Genomic DNA, 22,891 nt, shown 5'->3' on the forward strand with positions numbered 1-22,891 from the left:
TGACATCATTTTCTCATCAATGAACGCAGTGACTCTTATTGATTGGTTGCTTGCGAATCTGTCTGCGTTTCGTCTTGTTGCGTTTGCTGTGTCCCTTGCTGCGGCCGTTCCTTTTTCAATTCAAAGTACGCATCTAAAATTCGGCGGCCGATTCGGTTATTAATGCCGTCACTGTCTCCTTGTGTCGCCCATGGCACGACAACGGCAAACGACACTTCAGGGGCATTGTAAGGAGCATAACCGACTAATGTTAAATTATAGGTTGGATCATTTTTTTTGCTTTGAATCGGACCATCATAAAATGCTTCCGCTGTTCCCGTCTTTCCGGCCGGCTTGTATGGAGCGTCGGCGAAATACGCATATGCTGTTCCCCCCGGCTCTTGCATAACGCGGCGAAAGCCTTCCTTCACCCGGTCGATATAGGCTGTCTTCATATCGACCCGGTTCAGCACCGTCGGCTGAAAATCGCGGATCACCGGCCCTAGCTCTTTGTCATCGTTATTCGGCTCGCGGATTTCTTTGACAATTTGCGGCTTCATACGATAGCCGCCATTGGCAATCGTTGAAACATATTGCGCCATTTGCATCGGCGTATACATATCGTACTGGCCGATCGCTAAGTCAAGAAGCAGCCCCGGCATTTTGCTTGATCCTTGAAACCCGGTAATTTCATTCGGCAGATCGATGCCGGTTTTGACGCCGAGGCCAAATTGGCTAAAATAACGCCGGATCGTCGTAAAAGCATCCGGATCGATGCTGAGCGGACCATGCGGACGATAAGTGCCGCGACCGATTGCGATCGCGGTTTTAAACATATACACGTTCGACGATTGTTTAAGCGCCGTTAATTCATTGATGCTTCCCATCGTCTTCCACGATTTTTTCGGCTTTGTTCCTTTAATGTATAACGGTTCGTCGACCAAGTACGTATTATTATGAAGCACACCTGTTTGAAAGCCGGTTAATACAGTGGCTCCCTTAACAGCCGACCCCATTGCATAAGCAGACGTAATCGTTCCAAGGGCATAATCCTGTATTTCCGTTTTGCCGCTGTCCGTTTTGACTAATCTTTTTCCCGCCATTGACAGCACTTCCCCTGTTTTCGGGTTCATCATCACGACAAAAGCCCTGTCCAATAACGGCGCATGCCCTTTCCGTTTCGTAGCAAGCAGCTCTTCTTGAATAATCTGCTCGACGCGCTGCTGCAGTTCCATATCAATGGTGAGCACGAGATCCTTGCCCCGTTCTCCTTCATACACTTGTTGCGTCTCAATGACATTTCCTGATTTATCAGTTATATTTTTTATTTTCGCTTTTTTGCCGTGAAGCACATCTTCATATTGCGCCTCTAAATAGCTTTTACCCACGCGGTCGTTGCGGCTGTAATCGCGCGCCAAAAAGTAGTCGAGCTTCTCCAGCGGAACACCGTCCTCATCGCTTGTGACGCTGCCCAGTACAGAGCGGAACGTGTTGCCATATACATAATGGCGCTCCCAATCTGTTGTCGTATTCACTCCTGGCAGCTCTTCTAAATGTTCGCTGACCACCGCGTATTCTTCATTTGTTACATTTTTATTTTTCACAATTTGCGGCGTTAGCGCATAGCCGCTATCAAGCGATCGCTTAATAGCGAGCACTTTCATTTCTTCAGGCTTGATTTCTTTTAGATCATCAGCTGTAATTCGTTCAAGTGTTAATTCATACACCTTCTTGTCCAGCTCTTTATCAGATAGCCCCTTTTTTTGCAGCGCTTTTTTTTCTGCTTCGCTGACCTTTTTAGCCGCCTTTTCTTCTCTTGTTAAAATCCAATAATCCTTCATATCGCGTTCGGTTACTTTATCTACAGGCTTATCAATGTATTGAGCCAATCGCTGGGCAATTTTTAGCGTATCTTCTGGAGTCGTCGTTTTCGTACGAGTATACGTAATTGCATTCAGCGGGATGTTATCAACAATCACACGATGATAGCGATCATAAATTTTGCCGCGCGGCACCGGTGTGCTCACTGTCACATTTTCCGTCCGTTCGACTTCTTTTCGATATTGCTCGCCATACACGATTTGTACAACCCCAAGCCGTAAAATCAGGGCTGAAAACAGCATAAACACGAGAAAAAATAATATATTTAACCGAAATGGTACTTGCGCCCTTTTCTTTTTTTTCAAAATGACACCCTCCTGCTTTTTAACGATTCCATTTCTTATTGTAAAAGAAACGGCGGCATTTTTCTAGAAAATCGTCATAAAGAAAGAGGCCCTATGCAGGAGAGCCTCCTTCTTTGTTCGTAAAAGTGCGGCGGAGAACAGCTTCATCCCCTTCCCGCTGCTGTTTTCTTGAAACCTCGATCGGGCGGATAAACCAATAAATCATCGTGTGCCCCGCTCCTAGCACCATCATCAGTACAGAAATGCCGCTTTTTTCGTTGAAAAAGGTAATGGTGAATAAAAAGGCGAGAATGGAGACAATGCGTCCAGCATTTAAAAACAGCTCGCGAACGACGATATATTCAATTCTTCGATCCGCTGATCCCCAGCTCTTGCCAATCACATCAAATGTCAACGATGAATACGGCACGAGCAGGATCGGATAAGCGATCGCAATCGCAACAGCATACAGCATCAAACGCATATAGGAGGGATCGAAAACAATTAAGAAAATCGCCGCGTACAGCAATAAACCGCCGCATAAAATCGCCAGTTTTCGATAAGATGGCTTAATCAGTCTAGAGGCAACATAGTACGCCACAAAGGATGTCAGCGAATTCACAAAACCAAATTTTCCAAGCGCCCATTCGCTATCGGTGGCAACATACACAAAGACAGAAATAATAAAAACAAAAATCCCTTCTCTTAATCCTTGAAAAAAATGAGCGTTTGTAATCAACCGCCACTCTTTATTATTCTGCCTCTCTTTGATAATGCGCAGCAAAGCGTATTTTCCTTCTGCCTGCCTCCTCTTAAGGAAAAAGCTGAGGACTACAGCAATTAAAAACATCCCTAATGAGATGGAAAAAATGAGCGTATATCCTTTCTTAACAAGCATGGAAATGATATATCCTGCAGCGATAGGGCCGATCATCCCGGCGGCCGACGTTAAAATGCCTAGAAAGCCATTAAAAAAATCCCGTGTATTCGGTTCTGTGATTTCAAATGTCAATACATTAAACGCCAGCCAATAAAAACCATAGCCGATCCCAAGCAACGAACCAAGCAATAATAAATAATCATCGGCGCGCTGTCCAACAAGCAATACACTCATAAAAAAAGCCGCTAAAAATGACACGCCTAAACGCAAAACAATAATGCGATCGACTTTTTTCGCAAGTCTTCCGGCAAAAACAAACGTCAAAGGCTGCAATACTACAATCGCCAAATTATACAGCGCCAAATCCCGAAATTCTCCCGATTGTTTCCATAAATATACATTCACAAAGGTGTTGGAAAGTGCAATGCTTAATGAATAAAAGCCACCGATGCATAGCAACAAGATGAGATCGCGATTGATATGCTCATGGCCGAATATTTTTTTTAGCATAGTCATGGTTAACTCCCCTTTTCATCTTAAAGGATAGTTTGGCAATCTCCTGCCTGTTCTATGCACCGCACATAAAAAAGACGCCCCTGAATCCAAAGCCATCCTAGACTGTCCATCCATATTAAAAAAGCGGTCTGAGACAGAAAAAACCGAAACCAATGGCGGCTAAAAATAATGGAGCCAAAGTCAAAATTGACTTTGGCTCCTGTTTGAGACGGCGATTGATTGGGGCCGTCCCTTTCCATTCATTTCTTATTTTGCAGCTTGATAACGTTTAGTAACCTCGTCCCAATTTACGACATTCCAAAATGCAGAAATGTATTCTGGACGACGGTTTTGATATTTTAAGTAGTATGCATGCTCCCAAACATCCAAGCCAAGAATTGGCGTTTTTCCTTCCATAATCGGATTGTCTTGGTTTGGCGTGCTTGTCACTTCAAGCTCGCCATTATTCACAACGAGCCAAGCCCATCCAGAACCGAAGCGAGTTGTTGCGGCTTTTGTAAATTCTTCTTTAAACGCAGCAAAGCTGCCGAATTTTTTGTTGATCGCATCCGCTAATTCACCAGTTGGCTCACCGCCGCCATTTGGCGAAAGAATCGTCCAGAAAAGGCTATGGTTGGCATGTCCACCACCATTATTGCGAACAGCTGTACGAATGCTCTCTGGAAGCGCTTCTAAATTGCTAAGCAATTCCTCAAGCGTTTTTCCTTGCAGATCTGCATGACCTTCTAACGCTGCATTTAGGTTTGTAACATATGTGTTATGGTGTTTAGTGTGGTGAATGTTCATTGTCTCCTTGTCAATATGCGGTTCAAGCGCGTCATAAGCATAAGGTAATTGAGGTAATTCAAAAGCCATTTTAATTCCTCCTTTGTTGTCATATGTACTGAACGAGAGCCTCGTCCATTCAAAATTAGCTTACCAAAATTGCCACAATGTTTCAATTTATTTGCTTGTTTGATAAGCTTAACAATTTTTATACATTTTCTTAATAAAAGCTTAAACTTCATTCAATACATTGAAAGTAGGATTTTGGCATAAATGGTATCAGAAATGAGGAGTGCAAATGATGAGCAAATCAAAGCAAGCACGGGCAATTTTATCACGCTTATCTTCTTTGCTAGATGCAACAAAGCAAAAAGGGAAGTCTATGCGTTCTCTCCCTTTTTTTCGTCTTTCCTTTTCTCGCAAATGGAGTTTGCAAACGATGTTAACGATGCTGATTATTCTAACCAGCTGCCTTGCGTCCATGTTGATCGCTTATACAAGCTATCAAAAAAACAAACAAATCACTACTCAAGCCGTCGAACAACAAATGCAGCTGGCAACAGAAGTGACGATCGAAAAAATTTCGATGCTAAAATCTACTGTCACAAATGAAGACTTTCAAAAAAAGCTATCATACATACTTACATTAACTAAACATAAGTTCCAATCTCTTCAAGCAAATCCCATGCAATTTGTGATCACAAAAGAGGGAAAGTTAGAAAAATTGGCGGGGTTTCATAGCTCCTTGCCCGCGCTTTCTCCGTCATCGATTCGGAGCATATATGAAAAAAAACAAGGAATTCTCCATATTCAAGGGCTGACACTCTCTTACGCCTCTTCTGTTGACTTAAACGGTGATATCTATGTATTAGCGTTGAATGATCAGGATTATTTGCAGCCTGTTTTTGCTTATCAAAAAACAAGCATCGTGATTTCATTGCTGATTGCCCTGCTTGCAAGCTTAATCGGCTGGCTGATCGTACGCAAGATGGTTAAACCGATCACCTTATTAAAGCATGCTATGGAGCAAGTGGGAAAAGGAAATCTGCAAACACGTCTGCAATTAAGGCATGCGAGTAAGGATATCCATGCACTTGCAGCCGGTTTTAATCAAATGGCCGACAGCTTAACCGCATTGATTGCGCATCTAGATACAAGCTCTAAGCATGTCTCTCACTCGTCTGAAACATTAAAGCATGCTGCATACGAATCGCGGCTCGCATTTGGACAAATTTCAAGCGCGCTTGGAGAAATCGCTAGCGGCGCAGAAAAACAAGCCCATTCCACCATCGAAACGACACAGTTTTTTCATGAAATAGCCGAAGGAATGGAGCAAGCGTTTCATTCCATGGAAGACGTTGAAGCGTCGACAAATGAAGCGACACATAAAGCCCATGCAGGAAACCGCTTAGTGGATCATGCTGTTCAACAAATGCGTTTAATCCAAAAAACCGTTGGCGAAACCGCTGATGCCGTATACATACTGGGGGAAAAGTCGAAACGAATTGATCAGATCGTCCATCTAATTAGCCAAATTGCCAATCAAACGAATCTCCTTTCTTTAAACGCAGCCATTGAAGCAGCACGAGCAGGAGAGCATGGAAAAGGATTTTCCGTTGTCGCTCATGAGATTCGAAACCTTGCTTCCCAAAGTGGTGAAGCGGCAAGGCAGATACGGGAAATTATTGAAGAAATTCAGCATGGCGTCAACCAAACCGTTCACTCCATGGCGCGAGGATCGGAAGTGATCAAGGAAGGAATCGAAATCGTTTATCAAACCGATACATCATTTAAAGACATCGCTCATGCTGTAGAAAATGTGTCGAGAGAATCAAAGGAAGTAGCGGCGATGATCCATCATGTCTGCTCGCAAACAAAACAAATGTCCATGACTATGGAAGAGGTATCTTCTATTTCGCAACAAATTGCGGCCAATATGGAGCATGCAGCTGCGATTGTTCAGGAGCAAAGCGCTTCCGTTGACGAGGTTTCGCATGCCTCTAGCTCGTTAAATGATCTCGTCAAACAGCTGCAACAAGTCGTTCAAACGTTTAAAGTATCTGCTAGGGATAAAAATTAACAAGCTTTTTTCATTTGCAAGTGTGTCGTCACATGATAGTGGTGAAAAGCAAATTGTGTACATGTTTGCTAGGCCACCCACATGTCCAGTTGCGCTAAACAACCGATGAAATAGATGGTCTTTATATCGCACTTATTGACTCATCAAGTAAAAGAATCCCTTTTTAGCACATAAGGGATTCTTTTCATTTTACAGCACTAGTTGAATTCTCTGGCTGAACAATATACAATGAGCATGGAAGCAAGGGAAGGATGTGTAACGGATGAATCTATTCATGCAGCTATGGAAAAGTTTGTATTCGCCAAAAGATATCGCTCGATTTCGTTTTCAAAAAATTGGAAGATCCATTTTATATATCTTCCTTTTGTCATTGATTACATCACTACCTACTACTTATTATTTTACAACAAACTTTATTGAAGGCACGCGTTACACTGGCGGTTTGCTACAAAACGACATTCCGTCTTTTACCATCGAAAATGGTTCCCTACATTCGTCAGCCAGCGAGCCGATCGTCATGAATGAACAAGGTTTAACCATTGTGTTTGACAGCACGGGAAAAATGACAAAAGAAGAAGTGGAGCGCCTAGGAACAGCGATTGGACTTTTAAAGCATGAAGCCGTGCTTGTGACAAATAGTCAATTACAATCTTATAACTATTCCATGTTTCCTCAAGATACCAAGCTGACAGATCAGGATGTACACTCATTTATTCAAACGGTTCAATCATTGCTTCCTGTACTGATTCCGCTGGCGTTTTTGTTCCTTTATATTTTTACAAGTGCGAGCAAGTTCATCGGTGTATGTGTTCTTGCCTTTATCGGACTTATTTTAAAAGGCACGCTTGATAAAAAGATCTCGTATCGTCACACATGGGTGATGTCTGCGTATTCCATAACTTTATCCACCATCTTTTTTGCCATTATGGAAATGATGCACACAGCGGTTCCATATGCACCATTTCTCCATTGGTTCGTATCCATTACCGTATTATTTTTAGCCATTAGGGAAATTCCTTCTCCTAAAGCTCATGACTAAACTAGGTTTACCTCAATATACGAAGCGCTCCCTATCAAGCAGGCAGGGAAAAAGCGCATATGAAGCAGCCTGAGTCCCTGTATTCATAAGGACTCAAGCTGTTTCATTTTCGATTTCGATGATTCGATTGAGTATAAAACACCTGAATGAACCTCCCCCATCTCCCCTCCGTTAAGAGGCGGGAGACTCCTCGGTCGATGATGTTAAAGCCGTATATTTATCCCGTGCGAACTCGGGGTTAGCAGCAAGCTCCCCTGCTTAATGTGGCGCAAAAAAGGGCTCGGTTCACCCACACTATAAAGCTGCAAGTCATGCATAGCCCGGGTACAGGCAGTGTAGAACAATCGGCGCAGGCTCTCATCTCCATATACTTCGGCCGATGCGTTATAAATGATGACGGCATCAAATTCGATTCCCTTGGCCAAATACGCTGGTATGACCACAACACCTTGTTCATATTCAGTCGAGCTGCGCTTTACAAGTTTTATTTCTTCCACACTTTTCAATGCGTTATATGCGGCATTGCTTTCCGCGGCGGATTTGCATATGATCGCGATCGTACTGTATCCCCGTTTCCGCAAGTCCGCGACTTTAGAAGCAATCGAGCGATGCAATTCGGCATGATTGGACAATTGCGTCAATACCGGCTTATCTCCGTCGCGTTCAAAAGCAACAATTCGTCCGCCATCAGACACGAGTCCGCGCGTAAATTCGACGAGCGGTCTTGTGGCTCTGTAACTGCGCGCCAAAGTGATCCCATCTGTTTCATCTGGCCCGTATAAGCTGGTAAGCGTGGAAAAGTCGACAGTTTCGCTGGCATGGGCGAAAATTGCCTGGTTAAAGTCGCCGAGCACGGTCATCCTGGCTGCTGGAAACAAGCATTTCAAAAACTCAAATTGAAAAGGAGAGTAATCCTGCGCTTCGTCAATAAGTAGGTGTTTAATCGAGATATTCGTTTGAAATCCTTGAATCAGCTCTTTCAAAAATAAAAACGGCGTCGCATCTTCGTAAAACAATTTGCCTTCGTCAAGCATGCTCACCGTCAATCGGCACATATTCTCCCATTCCTCTGGCGTTTCCCCCTCCATCCACTGCTTGATTCTCGCTGGATCGATGAAAAGTTGCTTATATAACCCTTTTATGTCGATAAAGCGAAGCGCCCGGATTCGCTTGCGTAACGGCTTAAGCTTCTTGTGAACGATCAATTGACCTAGCGCTTCGACTTCCATTTCATAATTGGCCAACTCTTCTCCTTTAAAGCCGTGCTTTTTTCGTAAGAGAGTATGAGCTTTATGGTAATCCTCGTTGCTAAGCAATTCGATTTCTTCCTGCACCCATGGCTTAGTCCGTTCAAGCTTCTCAGCTTTATCGATTTGCTTGTTTAGCCAAGCGACCAACTTTTCGATTCTATTGTGAAAACGGAGCGAAGTGTCGCTGCTATAAAATCTTTCGGCAATTTGTTGGGCGGTGACAATGGCTTTCCCTCTAAACCGAATATCTTTAAAGAGCATGCCGGATAATTCAAGCGACTGCCGGTAGGCCTTGATCGTTTCAAAAAAACGGGCCGAGGCCTTGAAGCGGATGCTTGCAGCCCTAGTCCGGTATGAAGGATCATCCGTTGCCGTTAACACATACTCCAACTGTCCGTATGGGTCCTCGACTTGAAATTCATGACTCAGCCGATGATCTAAGTATTCCTGAAATGTAACCTGATGCATATTCTCTTCGCCAAGTTCAGGCAACACATTGGCTACATAGCTACTAAACATTAAATTAGGGGAAAATAAAATGATTTGGTCGGCTTTTAACTTATCCCGATATTTGTAGAGCAAGTAAGCGATTCGCTGAAGGGCAGCTGATGTCTTGCCGCTGCCAGCGGGACCTTGCACAATGAGCAATCTCCCGCGGTCATGCCGAATGATTCGGTTTTGTTCCTTTTGAATAGTGGCCACGATGTTATGCATATGTTTATCTGTCACTTTGCCAAGCACCTGCTGTAAAATCTCATCCCCAATCGTGAGGCTCGTATCAAACATCGATTGGATCACACCGCCACGAATGAGATATTGCCACTTTTTCTCCAGCATGCCACGGACTTTACCTTCAGGTGTCGTGTATTCAGCTGGACCGGGCGGATAATCGTAGTAGATACTCGAGATCGGCGCCCTCCAGTCGTAGATGAGAATATTCTCTCCACTTGTATCTATGAGCGTAGAGATGCCAATATAAATTCGTTCAGCAGCAGAAGTTCCTTCTTCAGCGAAATCGATTCGACCGAAATAAGGCACCTCCTGCATGCGGCGCAGCGCGATCAATCTCTTGAACGCCTGTCTGTGAGTGCTTTGGCTCACAGACAGATTCTGCGCCTGTTGTCTTAAGGCAATGATGGTTTCAAGGAAATCATCGAACGTATCGGTATTCACCTTGACATCATCCCAAAAATGTTTGCGGAACTCAATCACTTCTTCACGACGACGGAATGTTTCATTTTCCAGCGTGACGATTTGCTCCGCAATTGTCTCCATCACGCTGTCCAATCGTTTTTGCTCCTGCTGAAGTTCTGTATTCATACCAAGCACTCCTTTAAAAAATAATGAAAACAGGGGTTGACTAAGGGAGTTTTTTGTTATAAAATTATAATAGGTATATTATTGTAAAAAATAATAAAAAAGTGTGTTTCTATATTAATTTATCATATTTTCTTTCGTTTATCAATGCATTTAGTGCTCTATAAAGAGATCACAAAAAATATCCAAATATGTGATCATTTTTCAGCGGAGAGCACATCATATAGTTAAGCCTCATGTTGTAACTTTATTATCGTTTTTTATTCCCTCTCCTCTTTTCTTATTTTTAGATGAACGAAATTTCCCAAGCTATTTCTAGTTCTTCTATTCCCGCCAAATATCCTCATTGTCGTTAACCATTTTCAATGCTTTTGACACATCGTTTCCATAAAAAATTCCCTCCATTAATAGACAGACTCATGGGACTTTTTCTGTCTACTAGAAGGGAATGATCTCGAGAAAAGTTCGTATTTTCTAAGACGCTATTTTCATTTTTCGCTTATTCGTGCGTTTATTTCCAGTGAAATAGCGCTGCAATAGCACGGAGACAAAACGAGCTCCAATATTAAATAGCAGAACCATAATCATTAAAACGGCAGCTGATTTCGCTGCAATGAGCTTGGCGTCAGGAACAATTCCTTCCGAATTTAATTTCCAAATGTGAACAGTCAATGTTTCAGCAGGACGAAAAATATTTAGCGGATGCATCTTACTTGACAGATCAGCTGAAGCGTTCAGCAATGGAGTGGTTAATCCTGCCGTATAAATAAGAGCTGCCGCTTCACCAAAAATTCTTCCTGCTGCTAAAATCACTCCCGTAATAATTTGCGGAAGCGCTGCCGGAATCGTCACTTTGACTAATGTCTGCCATTTCGTCGCTCCTAGCCCAAGGCTAGCTTCCTTTACACTGTGTGGAACATCTAAAATCGCTGTTTCGCATACTCTCGTTAATCCTGGAAGGTTTAAAATCGTAATCGCTAAAGCGCCGCCGATTAACGTATACCCCCAGCCAGTCAATGTCACAAATACTAAAAGCCCGAACAAACCGACAACAATCGAAGGGAGAGAAGCCATTGTTTCAATGCATAAGCGAATAAAGCTTAACAGCCTCCCTTGCTTTGCATATTCCGCTAAGTAAATGCCAGCTCCCAATCCAAGCGGCACAGAAATGAGCAATGTCAACACAAGCATGTACAGCGAATTAAATAATTGAGGACCTATGCCTCCCCCTTCTTTTGTATTGCTCGGGAGACCGGAAAGGAAATCTAGATCCCAAAATCCCCATCCTTTGATGAGAATGGTGATGACAAAATAACCTAACAATCCAACAACCATAAACGAAAGCACGTATAAAACCCCTGTCCAAATGGTGTCAACCGTTCTCGCCTTCATGTTATTTTTCACCTCTTTGTCCAATTGCTCGAATCAATAAAATGAACAAGAAAGAAATCAGCAGCAAAATCATGGCTAATGTCCACAGTGCATTATTCCAGGCTGTTCCATTTAACGTGTTGGACATATCCATTGTCAAAATACCTGTTAATGTCGCAGTTGGACTATACAATCCAGAAGGCAGCTTCACGGTGTTTCCGATCACCATTTGAACAGCCAACGCCTCACCAAAAGCACGGGCTAAACCTAGTACAATTCCTGTCAAAATTCCTTTGCGCGCTGCTGGAACAATGACGCGGCTAATCGCCTGCCAGCGTGTCGAACCTAATCCGTACGATGCTTCTAAATAAGCACGAGGAACCGCGCCGATCGCATCGGAAGCGATGCTTGCGATGGTTGGTAAAATCATAATACTTAAAACGATCATACCTGCTATTAAGCTGAATCCAACTCCTCCCCACCACTCGCGAAACAACGGTACAAGAATCGTTACTCCTAAAAATCCGTAAACGACTGAGGGAATCCCTACAAGCAGCTCTAACACCGGCTTTAATACCCTTGTACCGAACCAAGGAGAAATATAGTTAATAAATACAGCTAAAGCAAGAGCGATCGGTGTGCTTAGAACAACAGCGCCAACCGATACAAGGGTTGAGCCAACAATGAAAATGACGGCGCCATATTTAGGTTCTGATTGGTTTGGAGCCCATTGTTTCGAAAAGAGCATTTCTCCAAGTGGAATATGGCTTTGTGTAAAGGACTGAATTCCTTTGCTGCAAATAAAGATGATAATGGCAAGAGTCACAAGCACAATAAAAAATCCGCACACCGTCACTAATGATCTACCAATATACTCGCTTTTCCAATAATTAATTGGTTTTTTCCCCTTCACCAGATCTTCACCTTCCCTATTCATTCAAACGAATAGGACTGACTTAAGGACAGCCAGCCCAATCGATCTCAACTCATGGTGCCAAATAATCGATTCACGTTGTTCTCTTTGTACTGTATTCATACAACGGACAGATGGAACGATTGATATCTGTAAAAAACCCTGATCAATGCTCAGAGACAAGCCGATGGCTTCCTCGGTCATGCCAAAGCGTGACGGAGCGCCAAACAACCAGTCGCTTATCGATCCATTCATGGATCGATAAGCGATGGGTTCGGTCGCCCGTTCATCGAAACCGGATGAAACTTGATTCATTTGGTGATCAATATGGATTCATCGTAATCTATATAACACCACGAATGATCACATTATTCTAATTCCGACATCGGAATATATCCCATTTCTTTTACCTTTGCCGCAAACTCTTCACCTTTAATAAAGTCGATAAATCCTTTTACAGCGTCTTTCGGTTCCCCTTTTGTGACCATGTACTCATAAGACCAGAACGGATATTTTTGCGCTTTAATATTTTCAATCGTTGGTTCAGCACCATCAATTTTTAGCGTTGTTAAAGCGTTCGCTTTATCTCCTACAAGGTACGACATGGCTACATAACTAACGGATCCTGGCGTCGTTTGAATCGCTTGCTCTACTGCGCCATTAGAATCCTGAACGGTTCCAATGCTTTCATCAATGGCCACGTCTTTCATGATCGTTTTTTCAAATGTTGCGCGTGTTCCTGAAGAAGCCGGGCGGTTAATGACATTGATTTTCTCGTCGTTTCCACCAACTTCTTTCCAATTTTTCACCTTACCAGAAAAAATATCTTGAATTTGCTGAACAGTTAATGATTCGACCTTTACATCTTTATTTACAACTAAAGAAAAGGCAATGCCTGCTACTTTAGTGTCAATTAATTCTCCTGCTTTTGATTGGTCTTCAATTTTTTCTGCTGATGGAACATCTGAGTTACCGATTTGAACAGCACCAGCTGCTACTTGGTTGACACCCGTACCGCTTCCTCCACCTTGCACGGTAATCGAAACATCTGGATATTTTTGCATGAACTCAGTTGCTGCTTCTTCAGCAAGCGGCTGAAGCGCTGTAGAACCGGCTAATGTCACCGTTCCGGAATAAGATGTGTTTCCTTCGTTGCCTTGATCGTTCGTTGCTCCTGATGTTTGATCGTTGTTATCAGAATTCCCACATCCAGTAAGTGCCCCCGTGATGAATAGTGCTGCCATCGCTAGCTTTAGATTTCTTTTCAGCATCATTTTACCCTCCATATTTTTTCTGTATCTGATTTACAAAGCCATTGTATCGAACAAGTTTTAGGCTTTTATTAATGAAATGTTAAGTTTCAGTAAAGATGATTTCCTTTTTTTACAAAACTCTAGAACGGACAGAAAATAAAACAAAATCTGAAACAATCTTTCAACTTGCTCTTTACGAGTCTCTCCTACCTACATGGAAGACTTCGCTCTGAATCGTTGGCTATGGGCTTTTTAATCGAAAAGAGGCATATTTATAAAGGACAAGCATACATAGTTAATAACGGCAATTTGTTCGTTGATGGAAGAAATAAGAAGAGAAACGGAGAAGGAGCCATTCATCTAAAGAAGATTCACTTGTGCTTTTGGTTGTGATCATCATTAGGAGGACAGAAAGCCGCGATGAGGAAATTAATGAAGGTATGCGCCGTTTGTCTAGCGATTTATATTATTTATCATGACGTCACAAAAGGAACATTGCCCGTTTCCGAACAAAAAGTGGCCCATGCACCTTCTGCTAAAACAGAAACAGCTGCATCAAGCAGCTATCGGGTCATCAAAGTACAAGCGGGAGACACTCTGCTTTCGATTATGGAACGCGAACAAGGCCAATCGCTGCCGGTTTCGATTGAAGAGCTTATTGAAGATTTTGAAGCACTCAACCCGGGCATAAAAGCAACCTCTATTCAAATTGGCAAAGCGTATAAATTTCCCATCTATAAATAAAAAGAACTGAATTTCTTGTCAACCGTTGACCAACACTGTTACAATAATTGAGAAGTTGACATGAACTTGTTTCTTAAAAGGAGCGAATGTTTCGTGAATGAAATAATTCATCGTTCAAAAACCCGGCCTGTTCGCGTCGGAAACCTGACGATCGGTGGAAGCAATGAAGTTGTTATTCAAAGCATGACAACGACAAAAACGCATGATGTGGAGGCAACGGTTGCTGAGATTAAACGGCTGGAAGAAGCGGGATGCCAAATTGTTCGCGTAGCCTGCCCTGATGAACGAGCAGCCAATGCTATCCCTGAAATAAAAAAACGAATTAATATTCCTCTTGTTGTAGATATCCATTTCGATTATAAGCTGGCGCTAAAAGCCATTGAGGGTGGAGCAGACAAAATTCGTATTAATCCAGGAAACATTGGACGCCGCGAGAAAGTGGAAGCGGTCGTGAAAGCGGCAAAAGAACGGGGAGTTCCTATTCGAATTGGCGTTAATGCCGGCTCCTTAGAAAAACGGATATTAGAAAAATATGGATACCCAACAGCGGATGGTATGGTGGAAAGTGCGTTGCATCATATTCGAATTTTAGAGGAGCTGGACTTTCACGATATTATCGTCTCGCTAAAAGCATCCGATGTTCGTCTCGCGATCGAAGCATATGAAAAAGCTGCACGCTCATTTGATTATCCACTTCACCTTGGCATTACCGAGTCAGGAACATTATTTGCAGGAACCGTTAAAAGCGCCGCTGGACTTGGCGCCATTTTAAGCAAAGGCATCGGAAATACGATCCGTATTTCACTCAGCGCCGATCCAGTCGAAGAAGTTAAGGTTGCAAGAGAACTATTAAAAACCTTTGGCCTTGCCTCCAACGCGGCTACGCTGATTTCTTGTCCTACATGCGGCCGCATTGAGATTGATTTAATTAGCATTGCCAATGAAATTGAGGACTATATCGCCAAAATCAAAGCCCCTATTAAAGTCGCAGTGCTCGGTTGCGCCGTCAACGGTCCTGGCGAAGCGCGAGAAGCTGATATCGGCATTGCTGGCGCGCGGGGAGAAGGCCTTCTTTTCCGCCATGGAAAAATTGTAAGGAAAGTTCCAGAAGAAACAATGGTTGACGAATTGAAAAAAGAAGTGGATAAACTGGCTGAGGAATATTTCGCCAAGCAAAAACAATCACAAAAAGCTTGACGCATGATGCGTCAAGCTTTTTATTCAGTAATAAAACGGCAAAATAAACAGTTTTACGATTATCGACACAATGCCGATCCCGATCGCCCAAGCCCCTAAAGTTCTTGCGCCGCGTCGGCGTGCAATAAAGCCGACAATAATTCCTGCTGCTCCTAAAATAATCGGCATCATAAACAGGGAAAGAAGCGAAAGGACGAGTGCTGTCCAGCCAAATCCTGCGCCTCCTGCTCCTTCTCTTTCATCACTTCGATCGTAATGACGAATCGGTTCAGCGATTTCTGACGATGTTTCCTCCATAAAATCAGGTTCACTGTCTGTTTCTCTTATTGATCGCACGTAGCTCTCATTGTCATACGAGCGATTTTGATCATCGGCCATGTTATTCCCTCGCTTTCCTTAAATCAAGGAGCATTTATAGTATGATTCAACACCTTCAAAATATTGATGCGAATGTTTTCATCGCGAGGAAAAATACACGTAATATGTTACAATATAGATGAAGAAAGGAGTGCAGAAGCGACCATGAAAAAACGACTCGGGATTGACATCGACGGAACAGTTACGTGCCCAAGCACATTTATTCCTTATTTAAATCAGTCATTTCAAAAGGAGCTGACACTTGCTGAGATTACCCAATACAATTTAGCTCCTTTATATGGCACCACAGAAGAAGAAATGGATCAATGGATGGAGCAGTATGAGGCCGTGATTTATGAGCAAGCCCCTCTCGCCCAGCACGCTCTAGAGATTATCAACAGCTGGAAGGACGAATATGAGCTTTTTTACATCAGCGCTCGCGGCAAGCACTTATATGATATTACAGAGCAATGGTTTCAAAAAAATGGCGTTCATTACCATCATATTGAGCTTGTTGGTTCTCACGATAAAATTGCAGCAGTGAAAGCCTTTGATATCGCTGCTTTTTTTGAGGATAAATATGATAACGCTTGTGACATTGCAGAACAATGCGGCATTCCTGTAATTTTATTTGATACTCCGTACAACCAGGGACCTTTGCCTAAGCAAGTAATCCGCGTCAATACATGGATAGAGGCAAAACAACAGCTTGGACAATGGTTCCATGCCGTTCAAGGGGACATCTCGTTATAACGAGATGTCCCCTTGACATTCCGGACATTTCCCATATATTTCGAATTTATGACCAGATACTTCATACCCTTGTAAATGCTCAGCTAGCTCATTCATCGGACAAGTCGCAATCTCTTTCGTCTTTCCGCACTCCATACAAATAAAATGATGATGGTGGTGCGAGGTGCTGCAAGTAAAACGAAAATGCTTTTCTCCAGACAGCTCGGTCATTTCTAAAATTCCAAGCTCCACAAATAAGGACAAATTGCGGTAAATCGTATCAAAGCTTAATCCAGGATAATCGTCTTTTAAAGCATCCAATACATTTTTGGCGGTTAAATACTTATCTGTTTTGGCAAATAAGTAAAGTATATCTTCCCGTTTTCCCGTATGCTTAAACCCGCTTTTTTTCATTAACTGAATCGCTTGCGCCACATCCATTTTTCCTTATCTCCTTCTCCATTTTTTCCAAAAAACAGAAATGAGCAAAATCACGATGGCCAGCATCACAATCGTTCCACCTGGTGCCAAATCAATCTCATACGATACCACTAATCCGACAATTACCGCTAATTCGCCAAATAATACCGAAAAAAACAGGGTCTGTTTAAATCCTTTAGCAATGCGAATGCTTGCAGCAACTGGAAGCGTCATCAAAGACGATACAAGCAAAATTCCCACAATTCGCATCGAAGCCGCAATCACTAATGCGACAAGCACAATAAAGATAAAATGAATCGTCTTAGCGCGAATCCCTGATGCTACCGCATATTCTTCATCAAACGAAAGCAGAAATAATTCCTTATAGAGCAGAAAAATCACTGCAATCACAACAAAGGCAATCCCTAAAATAATCCAGACGTCCTGTCGACTAACAGCGCTTACGCTGCCAAACAAATACGTAAACAAATCGGTATTAAATCCATCAGCTAACGAAATAAAAATAACGCTTAGACCGATTCCGCCTGATAAAATAATCGGAATCGCCAGCTCTTGATAGTGCTTATATACGCTGCGTAATTTTTCAATCAAAAGCGAACCAGCAACAGAAAAGCCCATTCCCATGTAAAGCGGATTCCAGCCTATCGATGTCCCCATTTTTTTCTCCAGCAGCAGCCCGGCTGCGATGCCGGCAAGCGTGACATGGCTGAGGGCATCTGCAATCAGCGACAAGCGGCGCACAACAATAAATACGCCCAATAGCGGGGCAATAAAGCCAATTAACATCCCTGCAAAAAACGCATTGCGCAAAAACTCATAATGAAACATATCTCCGATCATTGCAAAGTACCTCCACTAGTGCTGATGAGAGAGCACATGAAGATGGTGTCCGTAAAAATGGGACAAATCACTTTTCTGAAGCTGTGCAAATTCCCCGGCTCCCCCATGAAAATAGAGATGCTTGTTTAAGCACGCCACATGCGTCACTTTTTCTGTAATGGTCCCGACATCGTGAGTCACTAATATAAAGGTAATGCCAAGCCCTTTATTCAGCTCTTCTAGCATGTTGTAAAAATTTTGGACATGATGGACGTCGACTCCAACAGTCGGCTCATCTAAAATTAACAGCTCGGGTCTGCTTGCAATCGCTCGTGCGATAAACACCCGCTGCTGCTGGCCTCCCGAAAGCTCACCAATGTTTTTTCGAGAAAATTCGCTCATGCCGACAGCGTCAATCGCATCAAAAACAGCTTGTTTATCTTTAGGAGATAAAAAACGGAATAACCCAAGCTTAGCTGTTAACCCGCTTGCCACTACTTCGTATACAGTGGCTGGAAAGCCTGTGTTAAAACTGTTCGCTTTTTGTGAAACAAAGCCAACGCGATGCCATTCTTTAAACGACGTAATCGGTGTATCAAATAAAAATATATTCCCTTTTTGAGGTTTTAACAATCCTAATATACATTTTAGCAGCGTTGACTTGCCAGAGCCGTTTGGTCCAACTAGTCCTAAAAAAGCTCCTCTCGGGACAGCAAATGTAACGTCCTCCAGCACATTTTCTTTTTCATAGCGGAATGACACGTTCTCCACTCTTAATACCGTTTTCACTGACATTTTCTTCTCACCTACTGATGAAATAAGTGCGGCTCGTTAGGCGAAAGCCCTTCCCCCGCCGCTTGATACAAGATCTATCATCTATTGATCCATTCATACAAAAAAGGAATGAATATAAAAAATTAAGAATGATTACGATTTATTTATGAATGTAGTATAGCGAAAAGATCGCCGTTTGTAAATAAAATCGGCTCTCGAGCAACGTTTCATTTTCCGATGCTCTTATACTTCTGGTCGATTCAATCTAACGCGCACTCCCTTGTTTTCGTTCGACCATACAGACACATAAAAAGCATGTGCCCATGATATTCCGCGGCTCTCAACAGAATTTCATAACACATTCTAGGCCTACGCTTCATACGATACACATATAATACAATACATCGCAAAGGGGAGAGGAACCATGAATCTTTATCAACAATTGATCAATCAAAAAATCAAAACCATCACTCCAGAAGAGCTTGTTTCATACAGTCGGGATTATAATATTCCGCTAACATTAGAGGAAGCGGAGCAAATCATCCAGATCGCCCGCAATAACAAAATCAATATCTTTAATGCACAAGAAAGAGCAAAATGGGTTCGCGAGCTCGCCAAAATCACATCACCACAAACGGCCAAGCAAGCGAACGAGCTATTTATGAAATTTACCAGCAAAAAATAAAAAATTTCGCATTTGATCTAAACCGCGTTCTTTATGGCAAAATACATTGCCTTGCTATTGCTATCATCCAACCAACAAGCATCGATAATTCTTTCGTGAAATATCCTGGGATGAAACGAACGGTATTTATAAATGCTCACAGTCGAAACCATTCCTTCTCTTGCTTTTTCGTCATCCATCACATAACAGCGGCAAGTCTGTCGGCTGCGAACGCCGACAATCGTTTATAGAACTCGCAGTTCCAGATCTCACCAATTCACTGATGGCCTTCGTGCTGTCATCAATCATGATGAATGAGCGGTATTTGTCAAAACTCGCGGTCAGGAAGCGATTTGGCGGATTGCCTCGATCACGCTCAACTAGCATCACGGATGGTTTTATATATCATTAGATTTCACAGACCGATTTTCTCCATATTATAAGCGGTCTCTGTTACATGTTCGAACATAAAAGCGATCCTATATAATGGGAAGGATCGCTTCTCTGTTTTCCATTCATTTTTCGGCACGCTTTCTCATCAGGGATTCGCTTATCACGGACAGCAACAGAAAGAATGAATCCTGCTATGTTGCCAAGGTAAATTCAACTACCTCATTCTTTTCATGCATAGAGAACGGAACAGTCCTCTATTGATCATGATGCTTGCATAATTTTTGCTAGCACCTCTTCATCAAACTGTCGGCTGCGCAGCATGGCAATTTCAAAACGATATGGCGGCTTTTTATTGTTTTTATCTTCACCAACATATGGAGTTTCTAAAATCTTTGGAATATCTCCCAGTTGTGGATGATGAACAATATAATTAAGGGCTTGGAAGCCGATGTGCCCAAAACCGATATTTTCGTGACGGTCTTTGCGGCTGCCGCGCGGATTTTTGCTATCATTAATATGCAGAACCTTTAACCGCTCAAGTCCAATGATTTTATCGAATTCCTCAAGAACACCGTCAAAATCCTCCACAATATTATAACCCGCATCATGAACGTGACACGTATCAAAGCAAATGGACAGCTTATCATTATGTGTAACGCCATCCATAATTTTTGCTAGCTCTTCAAAACGACTACCGCATTCCGAGCCTTTTCCGGCCATCGTTTCTAAGGCGATTTGCACCTCTTGATCAGATGTAATGACTTCATTTAATCCTTCGATAATTTTGGCAATTCCCGCCTCTGTGCCAGCTCCAACATGCGCGCCCGGATGAAGCACAATTTGTTTGGCGCCAATGGCAGCTGTTCTTTCAATCTCCGCGCGCAAAAATTCCACTCCAAGCTCAAATGTCGCCGCATTCACCGTATTGCCAATGTTAATAATATATGGAGCATGAACGACTATTTCTATAATTCCGTGCTCCTTCATATGCGCCAGTCCCGCGTCAATATTCAGTTCTTCAATCTTTTTTCGTCTTGTGTTTTGTGGTGCACCCGTGTAGACCATAAAGGTATTTGCTCCATAGGAAGCAGCTTCCTCACTGGCAGCGAGCAACATTTTCTTACCGCTCATTGATACGTGGGAACCAATTTTTAGCATCTCCAATCTCCCTTTCCTTCCTAAACCCTTATTTATTTTTCAGGCGCCGCAGCCTTTTTTTCTGCTTTTCCATTTCTTCCTTCATTTTTTTCTTGTATCCCGGCTTTACTTTCTTTGGCTTCTTCACGGTTTTTTTGACAAGCTGATCTATTTCCCCTGCTTGCTTCGTCCGTTTGCTTCGCTGATTCCACGCCGGCAAATCGGTCCATTCTCCGCTTACAAGATCGCGCTGAATAAACTCAATGCCCATTTTTTCTAGCTTTGCTAATGCATCATAATCGGACGGCTCATAAATCGTGGCTGCTACTCCCTCATATCCAGCGCGTCCAGTCCGGCCAACGCGATGCACGTAAAATTCAAGATCGTGAGGTAGCTCGTAATTAATCACGTGACTGACACCTTCAATATCAATGCCGCGCGCCGCTAAATCCGTAGCAACAATGTATTGAAATTCAAGATCACGAATTTGCTTCATAATTTTTTTTCGCTCTCTCGGCGTTAAATCCCCATGCAGCACTCCTACCCTTAATCTTTTTTCATTCAGGGCATAAGCTACCTCATCAGCCATTTTTTTCGTGTTGGTAAAAACAATCGCTAAATACGGATTGTATGCAACAAGCATGTCATACAACAATTTTAATTTATCACGATGACGAAGCGGAACGAGAATATGTTCAATTTTTTCAGCCGTCGCCTGTTTCGGAGCAACATGAACATATTTAGGATTCTCCATATATTTTCGCAAAAATGGCTTTAATTTTTCAGGAATCGTAGCTGAAAATACGAGCATTTGCAGTTGATTGGCCATTTTCGCTGCAATTTGGTCGACATCGAAAATAAATCCCATATCCAGCATTAAATCCGCTTCATCGACCACAAGCATGTCCGCCTTATGGACAAACAACGCCTGTTCACGCAGCAGATCATTAATTCTCCCAGGCGTCCCAATAACAAGCTGTGGCTGCTTCTTCAATTTTTCAATCGTCTTTTGCTTATCCGTACCACCGATGAAACATCGGGCATGAATCACAGCATCTGGCGGGCAATGTTTGATCATTTTTAACGCCTCATGATAAATTTGCGTCGCTAGCTCACGCGTAGGCGCTGTAATCACAGCTTGAACCTCTTCACGGGATGGATCGATTTTTTCTATGATCGGCAATAAATACGCATGAGTTTTTCCTGTCCCTGTCTGCGACTGGCCAATCACACTTTCACCGCGAAGAATCGATGGAATCAGGCGCTCTTGGATTTCCGTTGGCTTATAAAAGCGCAGGTGCTTAATGGCTTCTATGATAAAAGGCTGAAATGCAAACCTCTCAAACCGTGTTTCCTTCATTGCTTCCTCTCCTTTCATTTGCCGTATTGCCAAATAAACTCGACTTATCATTATAGCCGATTTTCTCTTTTCTATGCAACTATAGGCGGCCGTCTAAATAAAAAACACTTTCGATGATACTCGCATATTTTATGTTATAAACTATTTTAAGAAAGGAGGAAAAAGAGATGATGAGACCCCCAATGCCTCCAACTCCGCCGACTCGCTCATTTCCATTTATGAACTCGTCATTTTCGCCTCCAGCAGCCTATCCACAGCCAAGAATGGGCGGATTTTTATCAAGGCTGCTTTCACGCGGACAACCAATGATGCCTTCCTCTCCTTTCTCCTCGCTGTCCATGATGCAAAACGCTGTCAGTAGCGCCAGTACAGCGACAAGCGGCGGAGGAATTAGCGGCATGCTGACAAATGTACAAAAGATGCTCGGAATTGCTCAAAACGTCGTGCCAATGGTTCAGCAATATGGACCATTTGTAAAAAACCTTCCAGCGATGATTAAAATTTTTAGGGAGCTGAAGCCGACGGATGACAATAGCGAGTCTGAAACATCAGACATAAATCCTGCCAAAGAAAAGGAAGCCAAAGAAGAAAAGAAACCGCATTCCAAAGACCAGAAAGAGCACAAGCCGCGCGAACTGCCATCCGCCAAATCAACAACAAAGGAAAGAACACCAAAAGAAGCAAAACCGTCTACCCCTAAATTGTATATCTAGTTCTTCTTTGTATTCTTTCCCCTTCTCCGATA

Annotated in this window: 20 protein-coding genes; 7 read left to right on the forward strand and 13 right to left on the reverse strand. The window is 42.8% G+C overall.

Translation table 11 applies throughout. The features are described from left to right. Window positions 1-35: 35 nt before the first annotated feature. From GRQ40_RS13060 to GRQ40_RS13070, 3 genes are all read right to left on the reverse strand, one after another. A complete protein-coding gene (locus GRQ40_RS13060; RefSeq protein ID WP_044744533.1) occupies window positions 36-2,165 on the reverse strand; it encodes a peptidoglycan D,D-transpeptidase FtsI family protein in 2,130 nt (709 codons plus the stop codon). A gap of 91 nt (window positions 2,166-2,256) precedes the next feature. Beyond that, window positions 2,257-3,540: an MFS transporter gene (locus GRQ40_RS13065; RefSeq protein ID WP_044744534.1), complete on the reverse strand. Its 1,284-nt coding sequence runs from the start codon at window positions 3,538-3,540 to the stop codon at window positions 2,257-2,259. Window positions 3,541-3,786: 246 nt separating this feature from the next. Beyond that, the gene (locus GRQ40_RS13070; RefSeq protein ID WP_044744535.1) at window positions 3,787-4,395 is read right to left on the reverse strand and encodes a superoxide dismutase; all 609 of its coding nucleotides are present in this window, start codon (window positions 4,393-4,395) and stop codon (window positions 3,787-3,789) included. Window positions 4,396-4,606: 211 nt separating this feature from the next. Between GRQ40_RS13070 and GRQ40_RS13075 the strand changes: the two genes are divergently transcribed. Together GRQ40_RS13075 and GRQ40_RS13080 are read left to right on the forward strand one after the other, a co-directional pair. Continuing rightward, on the forward strand, window positions 4,607-6,385 hold the full coding sequence (locus GRQ40_RS13075; protein WP_139788125.1) for a methyl-accepting chemotaxis protein: 1,779 nt from the start codon (window positions 4,607-4,609) through the stop codon (window positions 6,383-6,385). A gap of 262 nt (window positions 6,386-6,647) precedes the next feature. Beyond that, window positions 6,648-7,424: a DUF1189 domain-containing protein gene (locus GRQ40_RS13080; RefSeq protein WP_159720148.1), complete on the forward strand. Its 777-nt coding sequence runs from the start codon at window positions 6,648-6,650 to the stop codon at window positions 7,422-7,424. Window positions 7,425-7,627: 203 nt separating this feature from the next. Here the strand turns inward: GRQ40_RS13080 and helD are convergent, their stop codons facing one another. The 4 genes from helD to GRQ40_RS13100 form a co-directional block, all read right to left on the reverse strand. Further along, on the reverse strand, window positions 7,628-9,994 hold the full coding sequence (gene helD / locus GRQ40_RS13085; protein WP_159720149.1) for an RNA polymerase recycling motor HelD: 2,367 nt from the start codon (window positions 9,992-9,994) through the stop codon (window positions 7,628-7,630). 471 nt (window positions 9,995-10,465) lie between these two features. Next, window positions 10,466-11,383, reverse strand: a complete 918-nt coding sequence (gene pstA, locus GRQ40_RS13090) for a phosphate ABC transporter permease PstA (protein WP_044744538.1) — start codon at window positions 11,381-11,383, stop codon at window positions 10,466-10,468. Between the two features lies 1 nt (window position 11,384). Further along, window positions 11,385-12,275: a phosphate ABC transporter permease subunit PstC gene (pstC, locus tag GRQ40_RS13095; RefSeq protein WP_066145867.1), complete on the reverse strand. Its 891-nt coding sequence runs from the start codon at window positions 12,273-12,275 to the stop codon at window positions 11,385-11,387. 368 nt (window positions 12,276-12,643) lie between these two features. After that, window positions 12,644-13,549: a phosphate ABC transporter substrate-binding protein PstS family protein gene (locus tag GRQ40_RS13100; protein ID WP_183186467.1), complete on the reverse strand. Its 906-nt coding sequence runs from the start codon at window positions 13,547-13,549 to the stop codon at window positions 12,644-12,646. A 399-nt stretch (window positions 13,550-13,948) separates the two neighbouring features. Here GRQ40_RS13100 and GRQ40_RS13105 point away from each other — a divergent pair, with 399 nt between their 5' ends. Together GRQ40_RS13105 and ispG are read left to right on the forward strand one after the other, a co-directional pair. Next, window positions 13,949-14,272 (forward strand): type IV pilus assembly protein FimV, encoded by a 324-nt coding sequence (locus tag GRQ40_RS13105; RefSeq protein ID WP_066145870.1) that lies wholly within the window; start codon window positions 13,949-13,951, stop codon window positions 14,270-14,272. Window positions 14,273-14,365: 93 nt separating this feature from the next. Then, window positions 14,366-15,469 carry a flavodoxin-dependent (E)-4-hydroxy-3-methylbut-2-enyl-diphosphate synthase gene (gene ispG / locus GRQ40_RS13110; protein ID WP_066145873.1) on the forward strand — a complete coding sequence of 368 codons (1,104 nt, stop codon included), beginning with the start codon at window positions 14,366-14,368 and terminating at the stop codon, window positions 15,467-15,469. 24 nt (window positions 15,470-15,493) lie between these two features. On the opposite strand, the gene GRQ40_RS13115 is transcribed toward ispG, so the two are convergent. Next, entirely contained in the window at window positions 15,494-15,847 is a 354-nt protein-coding gene (locus GRQ40_RS13115) for a DUF4190 domain-containing protein (RefSeq protein ID WP_159720150.1), read from the reverse strand. Between the two features lie 144 nt (window positions 15,848-15,991). On the opposite strand from GRQ40_RS13115, the gene GRQ40_RS13120 reads away from it, so the two are divergent. After that, the gene (locus GRQ40_RS13120) at window positions 15,992-16,579 is read left to right on the forward strand and encodes a hypothetical protein (RefSeq protein ID WP_159720151.1); all 588 of its coding nucleotides are present in this window, start codon (window positions 15,992-15,994) and stop codon (window positions 16,577-16,579) included. On the opposite strand, the gene GRQ40_RS13125 is transcribed toward GRQ40_RS13120, so the two are convergent. From GRQ40_RS13125 to GRQ40_RS13135, 3 genes are read right to left on the reverse strand one after another with little or no spacing between them, the layout of a single operon-like run. After that, window positions 16,574-16,999 carry a zinc uptake transcriptional repressor Zur gene (locus GRQ40_RS13125; protein WP_159720152.1) on the reverse strand — a complete coding sequence of 142 codons (426 nt, stop codon included), beginning with the start codon at window positions 16,997-16,999 and terminating at the stop codon, window positions 16,574-16,576. The genes GRQ40_RS13120 and GRQ40_RS13125 overlap by 6 nt on opposite strands. A 6-nt stretch (window positions 17,000-17,005) precedes the next feature. Beyond that, on the reverse strand, window positions 17,006-17,839 hold the full coding sequence (locus GRQ40_RS13130; protein ID WP_044744545.1) for a metal ABC transporter permease: 834 nt from the start codon (window positions 17,837-17,839) through the stop codon (window positions 17,006-17,008). A 15-nt stretch (window positions 17,840-17,854) separates the two neighbouring features. Beyond that, window positions 17,855-18,613 (reverse strand): metal ABC transporter ATP-binding protein, encoded by a 759-nt coding sequence (locus GRQ40_RS13135; protein WP_159720153.1) that lies wholly within the window; start codon window positions 18,611-18,613, stop codon window positions 17,855-17,857. A 403-nt stretch (window positions 18,614-19,016) separates the two neighbouring features. Between GRQ40_RS13135 and GRQ40_RS13140 the strand changes: the two genes are divergently transcribed. Continuing rightward, window positions 19,017-19,277, forward strand: coding sequence for a DUF2624 domain-containing protein (locus GRQ40_RS13140; RefSeq protein WP_044744547.1), 261 nt, complete (start codon window positions 19,017-19,019; stop codon window positions 19,275-19,277). A 633-nt stretch (window positions 19,278-19,910) separates the two neighbouring features. Here GRQ40_RS13140 and GRQ40_RS13145 read toward each other — a convergent pair. Next, window positions 19,911-20,807 carry a deoxyribonuclease IV gene (locus GRQ40_RS13145; RefSeq protein WP_066145890.1) on the reverse strand — a complete coding sequence of 299 codons (897 nt, stop codon included), beginning with the start codon at window positions 20,805-20,807 and terminating at the stop codon, window positions 19,911-19,913. Window positions 20,808-20,835: 28 nt separating this feature from the next. Next, complete coding sequence (locus tag GRQ40_RS13150) at window positions 20,836-22,146, reverse strand: DEAD/DEAH box helicase (protein WP_066145893.1); 1,311 nt, start codon at window positions 22,144-22,146, stop codon at window positions 20,836-20,838. Between the two features lie 167 nt (window positions 22,147-22,313). On the opposite strand from GRQ40_RS13150, the gene vrrA reads away from it, so the two are divergent. Next, entirely contained in the window at window positions 22,314-22,859 is a 546-nt protein-coding gene (gene vrrA / locus GRQ40_RS13155; RefSeq protein WP_159720154.1) for a VrrA/YqfQ family protein, read from the forward strand. Window positions 22,860-22,891 lie beyond the last annotated feature (32 nt).

The sequence above is a fragment of the Anoxybacillus sp. PDR2 genome, assembly GCF_009834045.1.
Taxonomy (GTDB): Bacteria; Bacillota; Bacilli; order Bacillales; family Anoxybacillaceae; genus Anoxybacteroides; species Anoxybacteroides rupiense.

What these genes read in the sequence shown, in the direction of transcription:
- GRQ40_RS13065 (WP_044744534.1), bottom strand. Translation starts at nt 3,540, where the DNA reads ATGACTATGCTAAAAAAAATATTCGGCCATGAGCATATCAATCGCGAT.
- GRQ40_RS13070 (WP_044744535.1), bottom strand. Translation starts at nt 4,395, where the DNA reads ATGGCTTTTGAATTACCTCAATTACCTTATGCTTATGACGCGCTTGAA.
- GRQ40_RS13075 (WP_139788125.1), top strand. Translation starts at nt 4,607, where the DNA reads ATGAGCAAATCAAAGCAAGCACGGGCAATTTTATCACGCTTATCTTCT.
- GRQ40_RS13080 (WP_159720148.1), top strand. Translation starts at nt 6,648, where the DNA reads ATGAATCTATTCATGCAGCTATGGAAAAGTTTGTATTCGCCAAAAGAT.
- helD (WP_159720149.1), bottom strand. Translation starts at nt 9,994, where the DNA reads ATGAATACAGAACTTCAGCAGGAGCAAAAACGATTGGACAGCGTGATG.
- pstA (WP_044744538.1), bottom strand. Translation starts at nt 11,383, where the DNA reads ATGAAGGCGAGAACGGTTGACACCATTTGGACAGGGGTTTTATACGTG.
- GRQ40_RS13100 (WP_183186467.1), bottom strand. Translation starts at nt 13,549, where the DNA reads ATGATGCTGAAAAGAAATCTAAAGCTAGCGATGGCAGCACTATTCATC.
- GRQ40_RS13105 (WP_066145870.1), top strand. Translation starts at nt 13,949, where the DNA reads ATGAGGAAATTAATGAAGGTATGCGCCGTTTGTCTAGCGATTTATATT.
- GRQ40_RS13115 (WP_159720150.1), bottom strand. Translation starts at nt 15,847, where the DNA reads ATGGCCGATGATCAAAATCGCTCGTATGACAATGAGAGCTACGTGCGA.
- GRQ40_RS13120 (WP_159720151.1), top strand. Translation starts at nt 15,992, where the DNA reads ATGAAAAAACGACTCGGGATTGACATCGACGGAACAGTTACGTGCCCA.
- GRQ40_RS13125 (WP_159720152.1), bottom strand. Translation starts at nt 16,999, where the DNA reads ATGGATGTGGCGCAAGCGATTCAGTTAATGAAAAAAAGCGGGTTTAAG.
- GRQ40_RS13130 (WP_044744545.1), bottom strand. Translation starts at nt 17,839, where the DNA reads ATGATCGGAGATATGTTTCATTATGAGTTTTTGCGCAATGCGTTTTTT.
- GRQ40_RS13135 (WP_159720153.1), bottom strand. Translation starts at nt 18,613, where the DNA reads ATGTCAGTGAAAACGGTATTAAGAGTGGAGAACGTGTCATTCCGCTAT.
- GRQ40_RS13140 (WP_044744547.1), top strand. Translation starts at nt 19,017, where the DNA reads ATGAATCTTTATCAACAATTGATCAATCAAAAAATCAAAACCATCACT.
- GRQ40_RS13145 (WP_066145890.1), bottom strand. Translation starts at nt 20,807, where the DNA reads ATGCTAAAAATTGGTTCCCACGTATCAATGAGCGGTAAGAAAATGTTG.
- GRQ40_RS13150 (WP_066145893.1), bottom strand. Translation starts at nt 22,146, where the DNA reads ATGAAGGAAACACGGTTTGAGAGGTTTGCATTTCAGCCTTTTATCATA.
- vrrA (WP_159720154.1), top strand. Translation starts at nt 22,314, where the DNA reads ATGATGAGACCCCCAATGCCTCCAACTCCGCCGACTCGCTCATTTCCA.